Origin of the sequence: Faecalibacillus sp. TM498, assembly GCF_020589955.1 — a bacterium.
Classification (GTDB): domain Bacteria; phylum Bacillota_I; class Bacilli_A; order Erysipelotrichales; family Coprobacillaceae; genus Faecalibacillus; species Faecalibacillus intestinalis.
Genome location: NZ_JAJDKB010000002.1, coordinates 66,318 through 81,033, shown reverse-complemented (window position 1 = coordinate 81,033; position 14,716 = coordinate 66,318). Strand labels below are relative to the sequence as shown.

Annotated in this window: 13 protein-coding genes and 1 CRISPR repeat array; of the genes, 5 read left to right on the top strand and 8 right to left on the bottom strand. The window is 30.1% G+C overall.

The features are described 5' to 3' along the window. Nucleotides 1-137: 137 nt before the first annotated feature. Entirely contained in the window at nt 138-2,162 is a 2,025-nt protein-coding gene (locus LJD32_RS01450; protein ID WP_227391598.1) for a glycogen synthase, read from the top strand. A 312-nt stretch (nt 2,163-2,474) separates the two neighbouring features. Here the strand turns inward: LJD32_RS01450 and feoB are convergent, their stop codons facing one another. After that, on the bottom strand, nt 2,475-4,805 hold the full coding sequence (gene feoB / locus LJD32_RS01445) for a ferrous iron transport protein B (RefSeq protein WP_227391597.1): 2,331 nt from the start codon (nt 4,803-4,805) through the stop codon (nt 2,475-2,477). Between the two features lie 145 nt (nt 4,806-4,950). On the opposite strand from feoB, the gene LJD32_RS01440 reads away from it, so the two are divergent. Further along, a complete protein-coding gene (locus LJD32_RS01440) occupies nt 4,951-6,384 on the top strand; it encodes an ABC transporter permease (RefSeq protein WP_227391596.1) in 1,434 nt (477 codons plus the stop codon). A 1-nt stretch (nt 6,385) separates the two neighbouring features. Next, on the top strand, nt 6,386-7,066 hold the full coding sequence (locus LJD32_RS01435; RefSeq protein ID WP_227391595.1) for an ABC transporter ATP-binding protein: 681 nt from the start codon (nt 6,386-6,388) through the stop codon (nt 7,064-7,066). Between the two features lie 268 nt (nt 7,067-7,334). On the opposite strand, the gene LJD32_RS01430 is transcribed toward LJD32_RS01435, so the two are convergent. Further along, nucleotides 7,335-7,793 (bottom strand): Lrp/AsnC family transcriptional regulator, encoded by a 459-nt coding sequence (locus LJD32_RS01430; protein WP_032091057.1) that lies wholly within the window; start codon nt 7,791-7,793, stop codon nt 7,335-7,337. Between the two features lie 150 nt (nt 7,794-7,943). Here LJD32_RS01430 and LJD32_RS01425 point away from each other — a divergent pair, with 150 nt between their 5' ends. After that, entirely contained in the window at nt 7,944-9,287 is a 1,344-nt protein-coding gene (locus LJD32_RS01425) for an MATE family efflux transporter (protein WP_227391594.1), read from the top strand. 105 nt (nt 9,288-9,392) lie between these two features. After that, nucleotides 9,393-9,602, top strand: a complete 210-nt coding sequence (locus LJD32_RS15585) for a hypothetical protein (RefSeq protein WP_227391593.1) — start codon at nt 9,393-9,395, stop codon at nt 9,600-9,602. Nucleotides 9,603-9,665: 63 nt separating this feature from the next. On the opposite strand, the gene LJD32_RS01410 is transcribed toward LJD32_RS15585, so the two are convergent. From LJD32_RS01410 to cas2, 6 genes are all read right to left on the bottom strand, one after another. Continuing rightward, the gene (locus LJD32_RS01410; RefSeq protein ID WP_167693749.1) at nt 9,666-9,803 is read right to left on the bottom strand and encodes a hypothetical protein; all 138 of its coding nucleotides are present in this window, start codon (nt 9,801-9,803) and stop codon (nt 9,666-9,668) included. 119 nt (nt 9,804-9,922) lie between these two features. Continuing rightward, nucleotides 9,923-10,846, bottom strand: a complete 924-nt coding sequence (locus LJD32_RS01405; RefSeq protein ID WP_227391592.1) for a calcium/sodium antiporter — start codon at nt 10,844-10,846, stop codon at nt 9,923-9,925. A gap of 200 nt (nt 10,847-11,046) precedes the next feature. Continuing rightward, a complete protein-coding gene (locus tag LJD32_RS01400; protein WP_227391591.1) occupies nt 11,047-11,886 on the bottom strand; it encodes an HAD family hydrolase in 840 nt (279 codons plus the stop codon). A gap of 13 nt (nt 11,887-11,899) precedes the next feature. Next, nucleotides 11,900-12,100, bottom strand: a complete 201-nt coding sequence (locus LJD32_RS15220) for an HAD hydrolase family protein (RefSeq protein ID WP_264472050.1) — start codon at nt 12,098-12,100, stop codon at nt 11,900-11,902. A 7-nt stretch (nt 12,101-12,107) separates the two neighbouring features. After that, nucleotides 12,108-12,596 carry an HAD hydrolase family protein gene (locus LJD32_RS01395; RefSeq protein ID WP_267309855.1) on the bottom strand — a complete coding sequence of 163 codons (489 nt, stop codon included), beginning with the start codon at nt 12,594-12,596 and terminating at the stop codon, nt 12,108-12,110. 222 nt (nt 12,597-12,818) lie between these two features. After that, nucleotides 12,819-14,291: direct repeats of the CRISPR family, unit length 31 nt; unit sequence GCGTTAATCCTTAATAAGTATGATATCTAAC. 160 nt (nt 14,292-14,451) lie between these two features. Further along, nucleotides 14,452-14,715, bottom strand: a complete 264-nt coding sequence (gene cas2 / locus LJD32_RS01390) for a CRISPR-associated endonuclease Cas2 (RefSeq protein ID WP_147580156.1) — start codon at nt 14,713-14,715, stop codon at nt 14,452-14,454. Nucleotide 14,716 lies beyond the last annotated feature (1 nt).

The window sequence follows — 14,716 nt, the reverse complement described above, 5'->3', positions numbered from 1 at the left end:
AATTTTTGTATGAATAAAGTTTTAAAAAGATACAAAAATCGCAAATTCTAATGACTATAATAGGAGATGTTAATAAGAAAAAATGATGAAGTTAGAGTTTTAAACATGATATTATTTTAAAGATGGGAGAAGAAAGTATGAGTAAAAAAACAGTTCAAAAAAGTAAGAAAAGAACAACAAGAGCCAATAAAAAAAGAACAACGGGTGTAAAGGCCAATACGGTTGTTAAATCGGAACCAGTTACCAGTGAAAAGGTAACTGAAGTCAAACCAGTAGAAGTACCAAAAAAAGTTGATACTGTTGAATCAACACCAAAGACAACTGTTCAACCAAAAGAAACAAGTGAAAAAGTTGTTGCTGCTGAATCAGCACCAGCTGTAAAAACAGCGCCTGCTAAGAAAGCGACTACTAAAAAGGCTACAGCTGCTAAATCAACAACAGCTACAAGTAAAAAGACAGCTACTGCAAAATCAGAAACCACAACTGAAAAAGTTGCTGCCAAAACAACATCAACTAAAAAAACAGCTTCTACTAAGAAAGCAACTACTAAAAAGACAACAACTGCTAAATCAACAACAGCTACAAGAAAAAAAACAACTACTGCTAAACCAAAATCTGTAAAAAGTGAAACACCTGTTGAGCCTAAACCAACAGAAGTTATTCAAGAAGTTCCTGTTGAAAAATCACAACCAATTGATTTAGGACCTCGTAGAAGTGTTGCTTTTATTGGTTCAGAATGTTATCCATTTGTAAAAACGGGTGGATTAGGGGATGTTATGTCAGCTCTTCCAAAGAGTTTAGCTAAATTAAATATGGATGTTAAAGTTATTATTCCTAGATATAAATGTATTCCTCAAAAGTTCCAAGAAAAGATGGAATATAAAGGATCATTTTATATGGATCTATGTGCAGATGGAAAACCATATTATGTAGGTATTATGGAATATCAAGAAGATGGTGTTGTTTATGATTTTATCGATAATGATGAATTTTTCTCATGGGGAAATCCATATACGAATCTTATTGATGATATTCCTAAGTTCTGTTATTTTAGTAAAGCAGCTCTTGCGGCACTTAATTATTTAAATTGGACACCAGATATTGTACATTGTCATGATTGGCAAGCAGCTTTAGTTCCTCTTTATTTAAGAACAAGCTTTAAAGATACAAATGTAGGACGTGCAGGTGCTGTTCTTACAATTCATAACTTAAGATTCCAAGGTATCTATGATCGAAAAACAATTCAATATTGGTCAGATCTTCCTGATTATGTCTTCAATAAAGATTGTATGACACAAAATTGGTTAGATGCGAATATGTTAAAAGGTGGTATCACTTATTGTAATAAATTAACAACAGTAAGTAATACGTATGCTGGAGAAATTCAAACAGAAGAGTATGGTGAAGGTCTTGAAGAACATTTAAGATATCATAGTAGTAAGATTTTAGGAATTGTTAATGGTATTGACACAGATATTTGGAATCCAGCAACAGATAAACTTTTAGCTGCTCAATATGATAGCCAATCTGTTATCAAGAATAAAAAAGCGAATAAAAAAGCACTTCAAGAATCCTTAGGATTAGAAGTTGATGATCATAAAATTGTTATTGGACTTATTTCGCGTCTTACAAATCAAAAAGGCCTTGATCTTGTTAATGATGTTATTCCAAGTATTATGGATGAACATACACAAGTTGTTGTTTTAGGTACAGGGGATGCGATGTATGAAGATGCTTTCCGTTATTATGAAAATAAATATAAAGGAAACTTCTGTGCATATATTGCCTACAATGAAAATGTCGCTCACAATATTTATGCAGGATGCGATGCTTTACTGGTACCATCAAGATTTGAACCTTGTGGACTTACACAACTTATTAGTATGAGATATGGTTCTATCCCAATTGTAAGAGAAACAGGTGGACTTAAAGATACTGTTCAACCTTATAATCTATTTGATAATACAGGTAATGGCTTTACCTTTGATCGTTATGAAAGTGGACTTCTTTATGATGCAATTAATCGTGCTAAAACACTTTATTTTGAAAATAGAAAATCTTGGGATGAAATGGTTGTTCGCGATATGAATAAAGATGTTTCTTGGCAACAAAGCGCAAAACAATACAAAGATATGTATGTAGAATTAACACCAAAATATTAAAGCAATTTAAAAATGCAATGTTATTTAACGTTGCATTTTTTTATTCCATAATTTTTGACAAAACAAACAAGAAAGAAACATGAAAAAGTTAAATAAAATTCATAAAACTTATCTATGATAATACCCGAAAGGAGGAACAAGAACTTACTTAAACTCAAAACTTAATTATCAATTTCCCTTTTTAAAAAATAATAATAGATAATAGTAATAAGCAGATCTTTTCCCTTCCCTTGGATCTGTTTTTTTGTTGTAACAATAAAAATTGCATTGTAACAATCTAATTGTTACAATGCAAAAACTGATGTTACAATATTAAAATACCAATAAAATCAAATGATACACAACAAAAGAGGCAAGCCAAGCAATAAGGCATTGTCCAAAGACAACAATCAATGCCCATTTACCATTAAGTTCTCTTTTGATTGCAGCAATCGCTGCAATACAAGGTGTATAAAGTAAACAGAAAATAAGTAAAGATAAAGCAGCTGGTGTTGTAAGTGACATCAACAATGATTGGGTTGAACCATAAAGAATAGATAATGTCGAAACAACACTTTCCTTTGCCATAAATCCTGAAATAAGGGCTGTTGAAATGCGCCAGTCACCAAATCCTAATGGATTAAAGATTGGAGCAATATATCCTGCGAGAATAGCAAGAATACTATCTTTAGATTCAGTTACAATATTAAATCTTAAATCAAATGTTTGTAAGAACCAAATAACGATGGTTGCGACAAAGATGACAGTAAAAGCGCGTTGTAAGAAATCTTTAGCTTTTTCCCATAATAATTGACAGACGTTTTTAGCACCCGGCATACGGTAGTTTGGAAGTTCCATGACAAAAGGAACAGGTTCACCTTTAAAAAGGGATCCTTTTAAAATCAAAGCAAAGATAATACCTGTTAAAATACCAAAAACATATAAGAAAATCATTACCAAAGCACCTTTGCCTGGAAAAAAGACAGAGGTAAAGAAAGCATAAATTGGTAGTTTTGCTGAACATGACATAAATGGTGTAAGAATAATTGTCATTTGTCGATCTCTTCTTGATGAAAGTGTACGACTAGCCATAACACCAGGAACAGTACAACCAAAGCCAATCAACATTGGAACAATACTTCTTCCTGAAAGACCAATTTTTCTAAGAAGTTTATCCATAATAAAAGCAACACGAGCCATATAACCACTATCTTCTAAAATAGATAAGAAGAAAAATAAAGTAACAATAATTGGTAAGAAGCTTAAAACAGTTCCTACCCCATTAAAAATCCCATCAATAATCAAAGAATGTAAAGCTACATTGATTTGTGCTTGGGTTAGAAGAGTATCAACATAATTTGTTACAATAGATACACCATTTTCCAGGATACCTTGTAAAAAAGAACCAATAACATTAAAGGTCAAAAAGAAAACGATACCCATAATTCCAATAAATGCGGGAATACCTGTATATTTTCCAGTTAAAAATTGATCAATTTTCTGACTTCTTAATCTTTCTTTACTTTCATGAGGTTTCTTCACAGTTTGTCTACAAATATTAATGATTGAATGAAAACGATCACTGGCAATAGCAGCTGAACAATCAAAACTACTTTCTTCTTCAAGTTGTTTACGAATGTGTTCTAAAATTTCCTTTTCATTTTGACTTAAATCAAGTTGTTCTAATAAAAGAGAATCATTTTCTGCAAGTTTACTTGCTGCAAAACGTAAAGGAATTCTTGCTTTTTTTGCATGATCTTCAATAAGATGTTCAATTGCATTAATACAACGATCAAGAGCTTGATTATCAAAATGTTGTAAAAATTGAGGTTTTTCTTGATAATAAGCAACATGTAAAACATGACTGACTAATTCATCAATACCTTCTCCTTTAGCGGCTGAAATAGGGACGACAGGAACTCCTAAATGTGCTTCTAATTCATTAATAAGAACGGTTCCCCCATTTCCTGACATTTCATCCATCATATTTAAAGCAACAACCATAGGCATATTGAGTTCTAATAGTTGCATTGTTAAATAAAGATTTCTTTCAATATTTGTTGCATCAACAATATTAATGATTGCTTTTGGTTTTTCTTTTAATAAGAAATTTCTAGTCACGATTTCTTCACTACTATAAGGTGACATTGAATAAATTCCTGGTAGATCCGTTATAAGGGTATTTTTGTAGCCTTTAATCACACCATCTTTACGATCAACAGTGACTCCTGGAAAATTACCAACATGTTGATTAGAACCAGTTAGTTGATTAAATAAAGTTGTTTTACCACAGTTTTGATTACCAACTAAGGCAAAAGTAAGTAGATCACTTTCATGATAGATTTGATGATTATTGATTTTATCGTAACTTGATTCACCATACCCTGGATGGTTTTTATTTTTAAGAATAATGTTTTCATTTTTTAATTCTTCTTTTTTAGTAATTTCTTTAACTTCTATTTTTTGAGCATCTTCTTTCCTTAAAGTAAGCTCATAATCATGTATTTTAATTTCAATGGGATCCCCCATTGGTGCATATTTTACCACAGTTACTTCTACACCTTGGATAAGTCCCATATCTAAAAAGTGTTGTCTTAATGCTCCTGTTCCTCCTACAGAGATAATTACAGCACTTTTTCCTATAGCCAAATTATCTAATTTCATATTTTATCCCTTCTCTTTCTTTATAAGGGTAACTTTAAATAATAAGAAAAGCAATAAAATATATAATGTATCCCCCTTTTTTTTACATAATTATTCCATTTTATGGATATACTTTTTCTTTATATTGAAGATGGAGGTAGAAAGTATGATAAAAAACGCACTTTTAAGTTTAAAGAAAAACATAGGAAAAACGATTTTATTATTTGTAATAATTGTCGTTATTACCAATCTCGTCATTGCTGGTTTATCCATTCAATCATCAACACAAAAATCAATGGATCAAATTCGTAGTAGTTTAGGAAATGATGTAACTCTTTCTGTTGATTTTAGAAACATGATGAAAAATAGAGAACCAGGTGCAGCCGTAAGTAATGAGACATCATTAACAACAACCATGGCAGATAGTTTAAAAAATTTAAAGTATGTAGAAAGTTATAATTATCAAATATCTACATCAGCTGATAGTGATTCTATTTCAGCAGTAGAAAATAAATCGGATAATAGTAATAATCAGCAAGATACAAATAAGCCAAATGATCAACCAGAACAAGCTTCAAATCAAGGTGATTTTACAATCAGTGCTAATACTACAATGGAATATTTAGATTCATTTACAAACAGTAATTATACCTTAACAGATGGTCGTTTGCTTACAAGTGATGATGCAAATACAAATAACTGTGTCATTGAAACCAATCTTGCAAGTGATAATGATTTAAGTGTTGGTGATACTTTTACTATTACAACCACAGTTAATGATGAAACAATTATTCAAGAACTTACAATTGTAGGTATTTATGAAATTCAATCAACAAATGAAATTGGTGCTGCCCATTTCAATAATCCAGTAAACACGATTTATACTGATTTATCAGTTGGGCAAACACTTACTGGAAGTAGTGAAAACATTACATCAGCAATTTATTATTTAGATGATCCAGAAAATGCAGAAGCTTTTGTAGAACTTGCGAAAAAGAAAAGTGATATTGATTTTGATACATTCTCATTAGATGCCAATGATCGTCTTTATCAACAAAATGCTTCTTCTCTTGAAAGTATGCAATCATTCGCAAAGATGTTTGTATGGATCGTAGTGATTGCTGGTAGTGCAATTCTTTGTTTAATTTTAGCTCTAACAATTAGAAATAGATATTATGAAATTGGTGTTCTTTTATCACTTGGACAAAGTAAAGTTAAAATTATTGCTCAACAACTTATTGAAATAGGATTAATTGCAGTAGTTGCTTTTGTGATTTCTTTAGGTACAGGACAATTAACATCTCGTTATATGGGTAATATGTTAGAAAGTGGTTCTTCTTCAAATGCCATGCAAATGGATCAAAAAGGTGAACAACCAAATGATAATCAACAAAAAACTAATACACAAACAAAAGAAAATTTCCTAGGAAATATGATGGAAGGACCATCAAATCAAGAATTAGATGTTTCAATTACAGGTGAAAATGTCGTTCAACTTGCCGGTGTTACAACAGCAATCTGTATTGTTTCTATTGCTGTACCTGCAGCCTATGTATTAAGACTTACACCTAGACAAATCTTATCTAGAAAGGAAGGTTAAGATGGAAAAGTTATTAGAATTAGAAAATGTAAACTATAGTTATCAAGATGGTAAAGAAAAAAATAAAATTTTAGAACATGCTTCTTATTCATTTGAAAAAGGTAAAATATATGCTGTTGTTGGTGCAAGTGGAAGTGGGAAAACAACAACTCTTTCACTTTCATCTGGTTTAGATAAACCAGATGAAGGAAAAGTCTTATTCAAAGGAAAAGATATTCAAGAAATAGGTTTAAATAAATATCGTCGAGAAGATATCTCTATTGTCTTTCAATCATATAACCTCATTTACTATATGAATGCTTTAGAAAATGTTATGTCTGCTTTAGAAATTGCAGGGATCAAAAGAAAAGATAAAAAAGAATATTGTTTATCTATTCTTGAACAACTTGGACTTTCCAAAGATGAATGTAAAAGAGATATTCGACAACTATCTGGAGGACAACAGCAAAGAGTTGCGATTGCACGTGCTATTGCAAGAGAAGTCGATTTGATCCTTTGTGATGAACCCACAGGTAACCTTGATGAAAAGAATTCAATAGAGATCATGAATACTTTCTTAGATTTAGCACATATTCATCATAAATGTGTTATTTTGGTAACCCATTCACCTACTCTAGCAAAGATGTGTGATGTATCTTTAAGAATTAAAGAAGGGAAAATAGAAGAGGCTGTAACAAAATAAAATAAACAGCTAAAAATAGAAAAAGAATATTTTGAAGAATAATTTAAAAGTGGTAGTTTTTCTATCGCTTTTTTGTATTTTTAATCGCAAAAGTATAAGAAAATAAAAAGTTCTGCGGTTTGAAATCGCAAAACTTTACAAAATAGGTGAATCTGGCGAATATATTCTTTAAAAAATATTAAGAATTTTCTTCCCTTCTTTTTAATAATTCTTTGTTATTTTAAATAAGGATGAAAATGAAACAAAAGTGGACCCCATGTCCATTTCATTATAAACGTAATCCTTTAATATCTTTAATACGTGAGAGAATAATATTACAACTACAACTAGTAACCCCTGGTAATGTATCAATAGTAGTATGTAAGAAATGTTCCATTTCACTATTAGAAGCAGCAACAGCATGTACATGTAATTTGTTTTTTCCTGTAACACGATAAATTTGAGTAACAATATTATTTTGGTTTAATATGTCTATAACATCAGTAAACGAATTTGACAATGTTTCAATTTCAAAATAGCAAGATATAGCGCCACTGATTTTTTGAGGATTGATAATTGTTGTATATTCTTCAATAACCCCTTTTTTTTCTAATGCTTGAATTCTAGCTTTTACAGCAACTCTAGAAATCCCTACCTCTTTTCCAATATCAGAGTAAGAAAGACGTGCATTTTTTATTAATAATTGAACAATTTTTTGATCTAATTCATCAAGTCCATTTAAATACATAATCATTCCTCCGTTAATCATTTATTTAATACTATCATGCTCCGTATTATAAGTAAATCTTTTAAAAATTAGAGATATTGACTGAAAATAAATAATTGATTATAATTCTTACGAAACGTAAGATAAATATTACGAAAGGAATACAAAAAGATGAATAGAGATTTAACAAAAGGTTCAGTTTTAAAGTCAATGCTTCTTTTTTCAATTCCAATGATTTTAGGTGATTTACTTCAACAATGTTATAACATTGTTGATACATTGATTGTTGGTCAATTTCTCGGTAAAAATGCTCTAGCAAGTGTTGGCTCATCGTTTACCTTAATGACATTTATAACATCTATAATCCTTGGTTTATGTATGGGAAGTGGAGCGTTGTTTTCAATTAGATATGGACAAAAAGATGAAAAAGGATTACGGGAAGATGTATGTGCATCATTTTTCTTTATTGCACTCATCACGTTTATACTAACAGTAATATCTTATATTTTTCTTAATCAGCTTTCTGTTTTTTTACATGTTCCGCATGAAGTGTGGGGAGATATGAAAGGCTATCTTATTGTTATTTTTATAGGAATACCAGCTATTTTTTTATATAACTATTTTGCTTCTTATTTAAGAGCTATTGGTAATTCAATGATTCCACTTATATTTCTAGCTATTTCAGCAATACTTAATATTGTATTAGATTTATTTTTTGTAATTGTATTAAAATTAGGAGTTGAAGGTGCAGCTATTGCTACGGTGATTTCCCAATATCTTTCAGGTATTGGCATCAGTATTTACTCACTTATAAAAAATATACAAGTACGAGCAATTATGAAATTACAATATTTTCATTTAAAGAGGGTTCATAAAGTGATTTCGTTTTCAGTTCTTACATGTATTCAACAATCAGTAATGAATTTAGGTATTTTAATGGTACAAGGGTTAGTGAATAGTTTTGGAACTGTAGTTATGGCAGCATTTGCTGCTGCTGTTAAAATAGATGCTTTTGCATATATGCCAGTACAAGATTTTGGAAATGCATTTTCTACTTTTATTGCTCAAAACTATGGTGCAAAAGAAAAAATGCGTATTCAATCAGGATTAAAATCAGCAGTTTGTCTTTCTATGGGATTTTGCATAATTATTTCAACTATTGTATATATTTTTGCTAAAGATTTAATGACTATTTTTATAGATGCAAAAGAAACAGAAATTATTATGGAAGGTGTCAAGTATTTAAAAATTGAAGGTGCCTTTTATTGTGGAATTGGTTGTTTGTTTTTGTTGTATGGTTTGTATCGTGCTTTAGGTAAACCTGGTATGAGTGTCGTTCTTACAATATTTTCTTTAGGGACACGAGTTGTGTTAGCTTATGTTTTATCAGCAATTCCAGCGATTGGTGTTACTGGTATTTGGTGGTCTGTTCCTATTGGATGGGCACTTGCAGATTTAATAGGATTAATTTATTATAGGTGTAAAAAAAAGGAATTGCTTTCTTTTAATATTTAGGGGATTATTTATGAACAACAAATGTGTTTTATTAAATGCTAAAAAAAATGAATTTTGATAGAAAATTAGATTTATCAATACTATCATCTGATTTAACAGTATACGATGATACGACAATTTCCAGATTCTGTAAAATTAATTTGTGAAGCTGGAACAGGTTATAACAATATAGATCTTGATGCGGCAAAGGAAAAGAAAATTACTGTTTGTAATATTCCATCTTATAGTTCAAAGCGTGTTGCTCATACTGCAATCATGATAACTTTATTCATAATTTACAAGTCCCTCATGTTGAAGTTAATGGTAAAACGTTAGGTGTTGTAGGAGTTGGGCATATTGGGAAAAATGTGATTAAAATTGCACAGGCGTTAGATATTGTTAAAAAATGGCTTGCTCAAGGGCGTGAGTTAGATAAAGATTACTTAGCAAAAGATCTTGGTAACTACATAAAAACGCTTGAGCACAGTTGAAACCTTGGTTATGTAATTCTCTTACTTTTTCTTCTCTTTGACTCATCACCCTCACCTCACATCCATTAGTTTATTGATTTTAAAAAGTTTTGAAATATAAAAAAATGTAAACGGAGAGACATTTACATTTTCTAATTTATTATTTAATTTTTTTGTAAATAGAATTTACATCAAACACAAATACATAAAATAAAGTCCATAACATAAAAGCATAATGATTCCACAAGGTTTCCTTAATTCTTGATGTTTCATTGTACCAAACCAGAGAACTAATCCAGCTATTACTGCAATCATAGAATCGATCATAAACTTACTTTCAAAAGGAACACTACAAATAAGAGATGTTGTTCCAATAACAAAAAGAATATTAAAAATATTGCTTCCTACAATATTGCCTATCGCAATTCCTGCATTACCACGTTTTGCAGCTGTTACTGAAGTGACGAGTTCAGGAAGTGATGTTCCAAAAGCAACAATTGTTAAACCAATAAATCGTTCACTCATACCAAAATAACGAGCAATGGCACTGGCCCCACTTACCGCAAAGTCACTTCCTTTAACAACAAGGATTCCTCCAATGAGAATAAAGAGAAGACATTTCCAAACGGGAATATCTTTTTCTTCTTCTTGAGTTTCACTATTTCTTGCCATGATAAATAGATAAACAAGATAAGCAATAAAAAGAATCCAAAGGAAAACACCTTCAATAAAATTAATTTTCATATTTGTCATACCAAAGATCATGAGGATGATTGTTATAAAAATCATAAAGGGAATTTCATAACGGATGGTTGATTTTTGTATTTTTACATTGGTGATCAAGGCTGTAATACCTAAAATAATAAAAATATTTAAGATATTACTACCTACCACATTTCCAATAGTAATCCCTGCATTTTGTTGCATGGCAGCCGTAATACTTACAGCAGCTTCAGGCATACTTGTTCCCATAGCAACAATTGTAAGACCAATGATTAGTTGGGGAATACCCATTTTTCTAGCAATACTTGCCGCCCCGTCTACAAACCAATCAGCTCCTTTTACTAGAAAAATAAAACCTACTAATAAAATAATAATTTGTTGAATCATAACGATTACTCCTTCCTTTTATTTTGCAGTAGGTATAAAAAAAGCGGACTCCTACTGCATTGCAGTAAAAGTCTCGCTATTCAATCACTTTCCGAGTTATAAATTTTATAACTGTACTGACGAAGAAGTGAACCAAGTGCTTGGCAAGCTACTCCCTTTTATGAAATTTATTCTATCAAATAATATTTATTTAAGCAACTTTAAATTAATTTTAAATATTTAAAGGCATTGTATAAACCATCTTCATTTACATCATCAGTAATATAATCAGCGGCTTCTTTAATTTCAGAACCACCATTACCCATCGCAACATTATAAGCGCAACATTCAAACATCGACAAGTCAATTTTAGCATCACCAAAAGAAATCGTATCTTTAGGATCAGCATGTAAATAATCTAATAGGACTTCAATAGCATGTCTTTTAGTAATACCTGTAGGTCCTAAATCACCAAATAATGCAACTTCTCCTTTACCTCCCCAAGTATTCGCAACTAAATGAGGGAAGTCTACTTTAGAATCTAAATGGTCTTGATATGTTCTTAAAATGAAACTGATTTTATTAACATCGTCACGGTATAACTCATCTCCTTGTAAATGAATGAAACCATTAATAAAATGTTGAGCAGAACTTTTGGCATTCTCTAAGCTTGCTCCTTTACCTTTGGCGTATTTTACCATGGTTTTAGGTCCTTGTTCTAACATATAATCATTACAATACATACCACTATTAGCTTCTAAATAAAAACCAATATGTCTTTCATTACACCAATCAACAATATTTTTTACATCTTCTTTAGACAAACCTTGATGCATTACAACATGATTATTATCTTCAACATAAGCACCATTTCCACCAATCATTCCATCTAAATCACATAAATTTCTTTGTAAGATTTCTGCTTTTGAACATCCTGTACAAATATAAACTTTATGGCCATTAGCTCTAGCTTGATCAACAGCTTTTGCAGCTGAAGCAGGTAATTTTGCTTCATAATCAATTAATGTTCCATCGACATCTAAAAATACAATTTTACTCATACCTTTCTCCTTTTTATATTAATTTTAAATATTTAAAAGCATTATAAAGTCCGTCTTCATTTACATCATTGGTAATATAATCAGCGGCTTCTTTGATTTCTGGTCCGCCATTACCCATCGCGACATTGAAACCACAACATTCAAACATAGACAAATCTACTTTGGCATCACCAAAAGAAATGGTATCTTCTTTATCCACTTTTAAATAATCCAACAACACTTCAATGGCATGTTTTTTTATTAATTCCTGTAGGACCTAAGTCACTAAATAAAGCAAGGTCTCCTTTATCTCCCCAAGTATTATGTGCTAAATGAGGAAAGGCAGTAATTGCATCTAAATGATCTTGATCATCACGAATAATAAAGTCTATTTTATTAACATCTTCACGATAAAATTCATCTCCATGAATTAATGTAAAAGAATCAATAAAACTTTTTGCCTTTTCTGTTGCATTTGAAAGATCTGCACCTTTACCTTGACCGTATTTAATCATTACAGCTGGTCCATCTTTAATCATTTGATCATTACAATAAACCCCACTATTTGTTTCTAAGTAAAAAGCAAGATTTCTTTCTTGACACCAATGAACCACCTTTTTTACTTCTTCTAAAGGCATTGCTTGATGCATAATAACATGATCATGATCTTCTACATAAGTACCATTTTCTAAAATCATCCCATCTAACTCACATAGATTTCTTTGTAAGATTTCATCTTTAGAACAACCTGTACAAATATAGACTTTATGGCCATGAACTCTGTCTTAATCAACAGCTTTTCTTGCTGAATCAGGTAACTTTGTTTCATAGACAATTAAAGTTCCATCAACATCTAAAAATACAATTTTACTCATAACGCTCTCCTTTGTATATATTCTATTGTACTAAAAGAAGAACATAAAATATAGTTTTTTCATTATTAGATAGAAATAAAAATATGCCTTAATAAGTATGATATCTAACATGAATTGGCAAATAAGATTACCAAAGATAGAAGAGCGTTAATCCTTAATAAGTATGATATCTAACAAAAAATCAATTAAAAACTTTATGAACAAACCTATTGCGTTAATCCTTAATAAGTATGATATCTAACAAGATATTTTAGATAGGTATGAGGTGATTGAAAATGGCGTTAATCCTTAATAAGTATGATATCTAACTTGAAAGCTGCAGGTATTAGAGCAATCAAAACAGTAGCGCGTTAATCCTTAATAAGTATGATATCTAACGAGAGAATGTTGAGATTAATAAATATATCACATAAAGGCGTTAATCCTTAATAAGTATGATATCTAACAAGTGTAGAGGACGTGTTTAGAAATGGAAAATAAATCAAGCGTTAATCCTTAATAAGTATGATATCTAACTGAATTATTGAAATATTATATTGAACATGGTTATCAATAGCGTTAATCCTTAATAAGTATGATATCTAACACGAAATAATTAGCGAAAAATTAATCAAGAACCATTAGCGTTAATCCTTAATAAGTATGATATCTAACATATTCAAAAGGCGACAAATGAATTGTCTGATAAAAGCGTTAATCCTTAATAAGTATGATATCTAACTGGAATAATCGAAAATGTAACTGACCATGATTATATTAGCGTTAATCCTTAATAAGTATGATATCTAACGCTTTTCTTATCATTATCGCATACCCTCGCGATAATGGCGTTAATCCTTAATAAGTATGATATCTAACTCGTGAATCGAATACATTTAAAGCAATCAATAGAGATTGGCGTTAATCCTTAATAAGTATGATATCTAACTTAAATGACAAAATTGTCGAATTAAATCATTTTCCTGCGTTAATCCTTAATAAGTATGATATCTAACAGAAAGATGATCTATACGTTGAGATTAGATAAGGAGAAAGGCGTTAATCCTTAATAAGTATGATATCTAACAGAAAGAATTGAAAATAGACAATCATATTATGAAAATGGCGTTAATCCTTAATAAGTATGATATCTAACAAATAGATAACATAATTATAATCCTCATGTTACCTATTGCGTTAATCCTTAATAAGTATGATATCTAACAAGAAATTTGAAGAACAAGTTGAAGCACAATTCAATGCTTGCGTTAATCCTTAATAAGTATGATATCTAACAAGAAATACAAAGAAGCTTTAGAAAACTTCATAGAAGAGCGTTAATCCTTAATAAGTATGATATCTAACAGTTTATTAAGAAAGGAAAATATAAAAATGATTAAATTGGCGTTAATCCTTAATAAGTATGATATCTAACGTAAAAATCATTATATCAGATTAGCAGTTCAAGTATTGCGTTAATCCTTAATAAGTATGATATCTAACTGTTATTATTGAGATTGATAGAGAATACCAAAAAATAAGCGTTAATCCTTAATAAGTATGATATCTAACAATGAAATATTAACATATTTAATGAATAATATAAATTGATTTGTTAATATACTAAAAATATGTAAAAATAAGAAGAAAAATGATTAAAAATATCGACTATCTATCAAAAATATAAGTTTTTTGTAATAGAATTCTTATAGTAATTAGGGGATAGTCGATATTAATCTATTATGAAACGTGTTTTATCAATAGATTTACCGATTTCTTGTTTCTTAATCATTTTAGAATTATATGAATAATAGATTGCAACATGATCATCATCTGTAATGATTTTTTCTAACTCTTTAGTTAATTTTTTATATGTTGCTGGTGTAAGTTCACCTTCAAATACAGATTCCTGAACATGAAAAAGATATCTTCTTAACAACTTCATAAACTTTGGACAGTTCTTGCTTTTTACATCATAAGTACAAATTATATACATT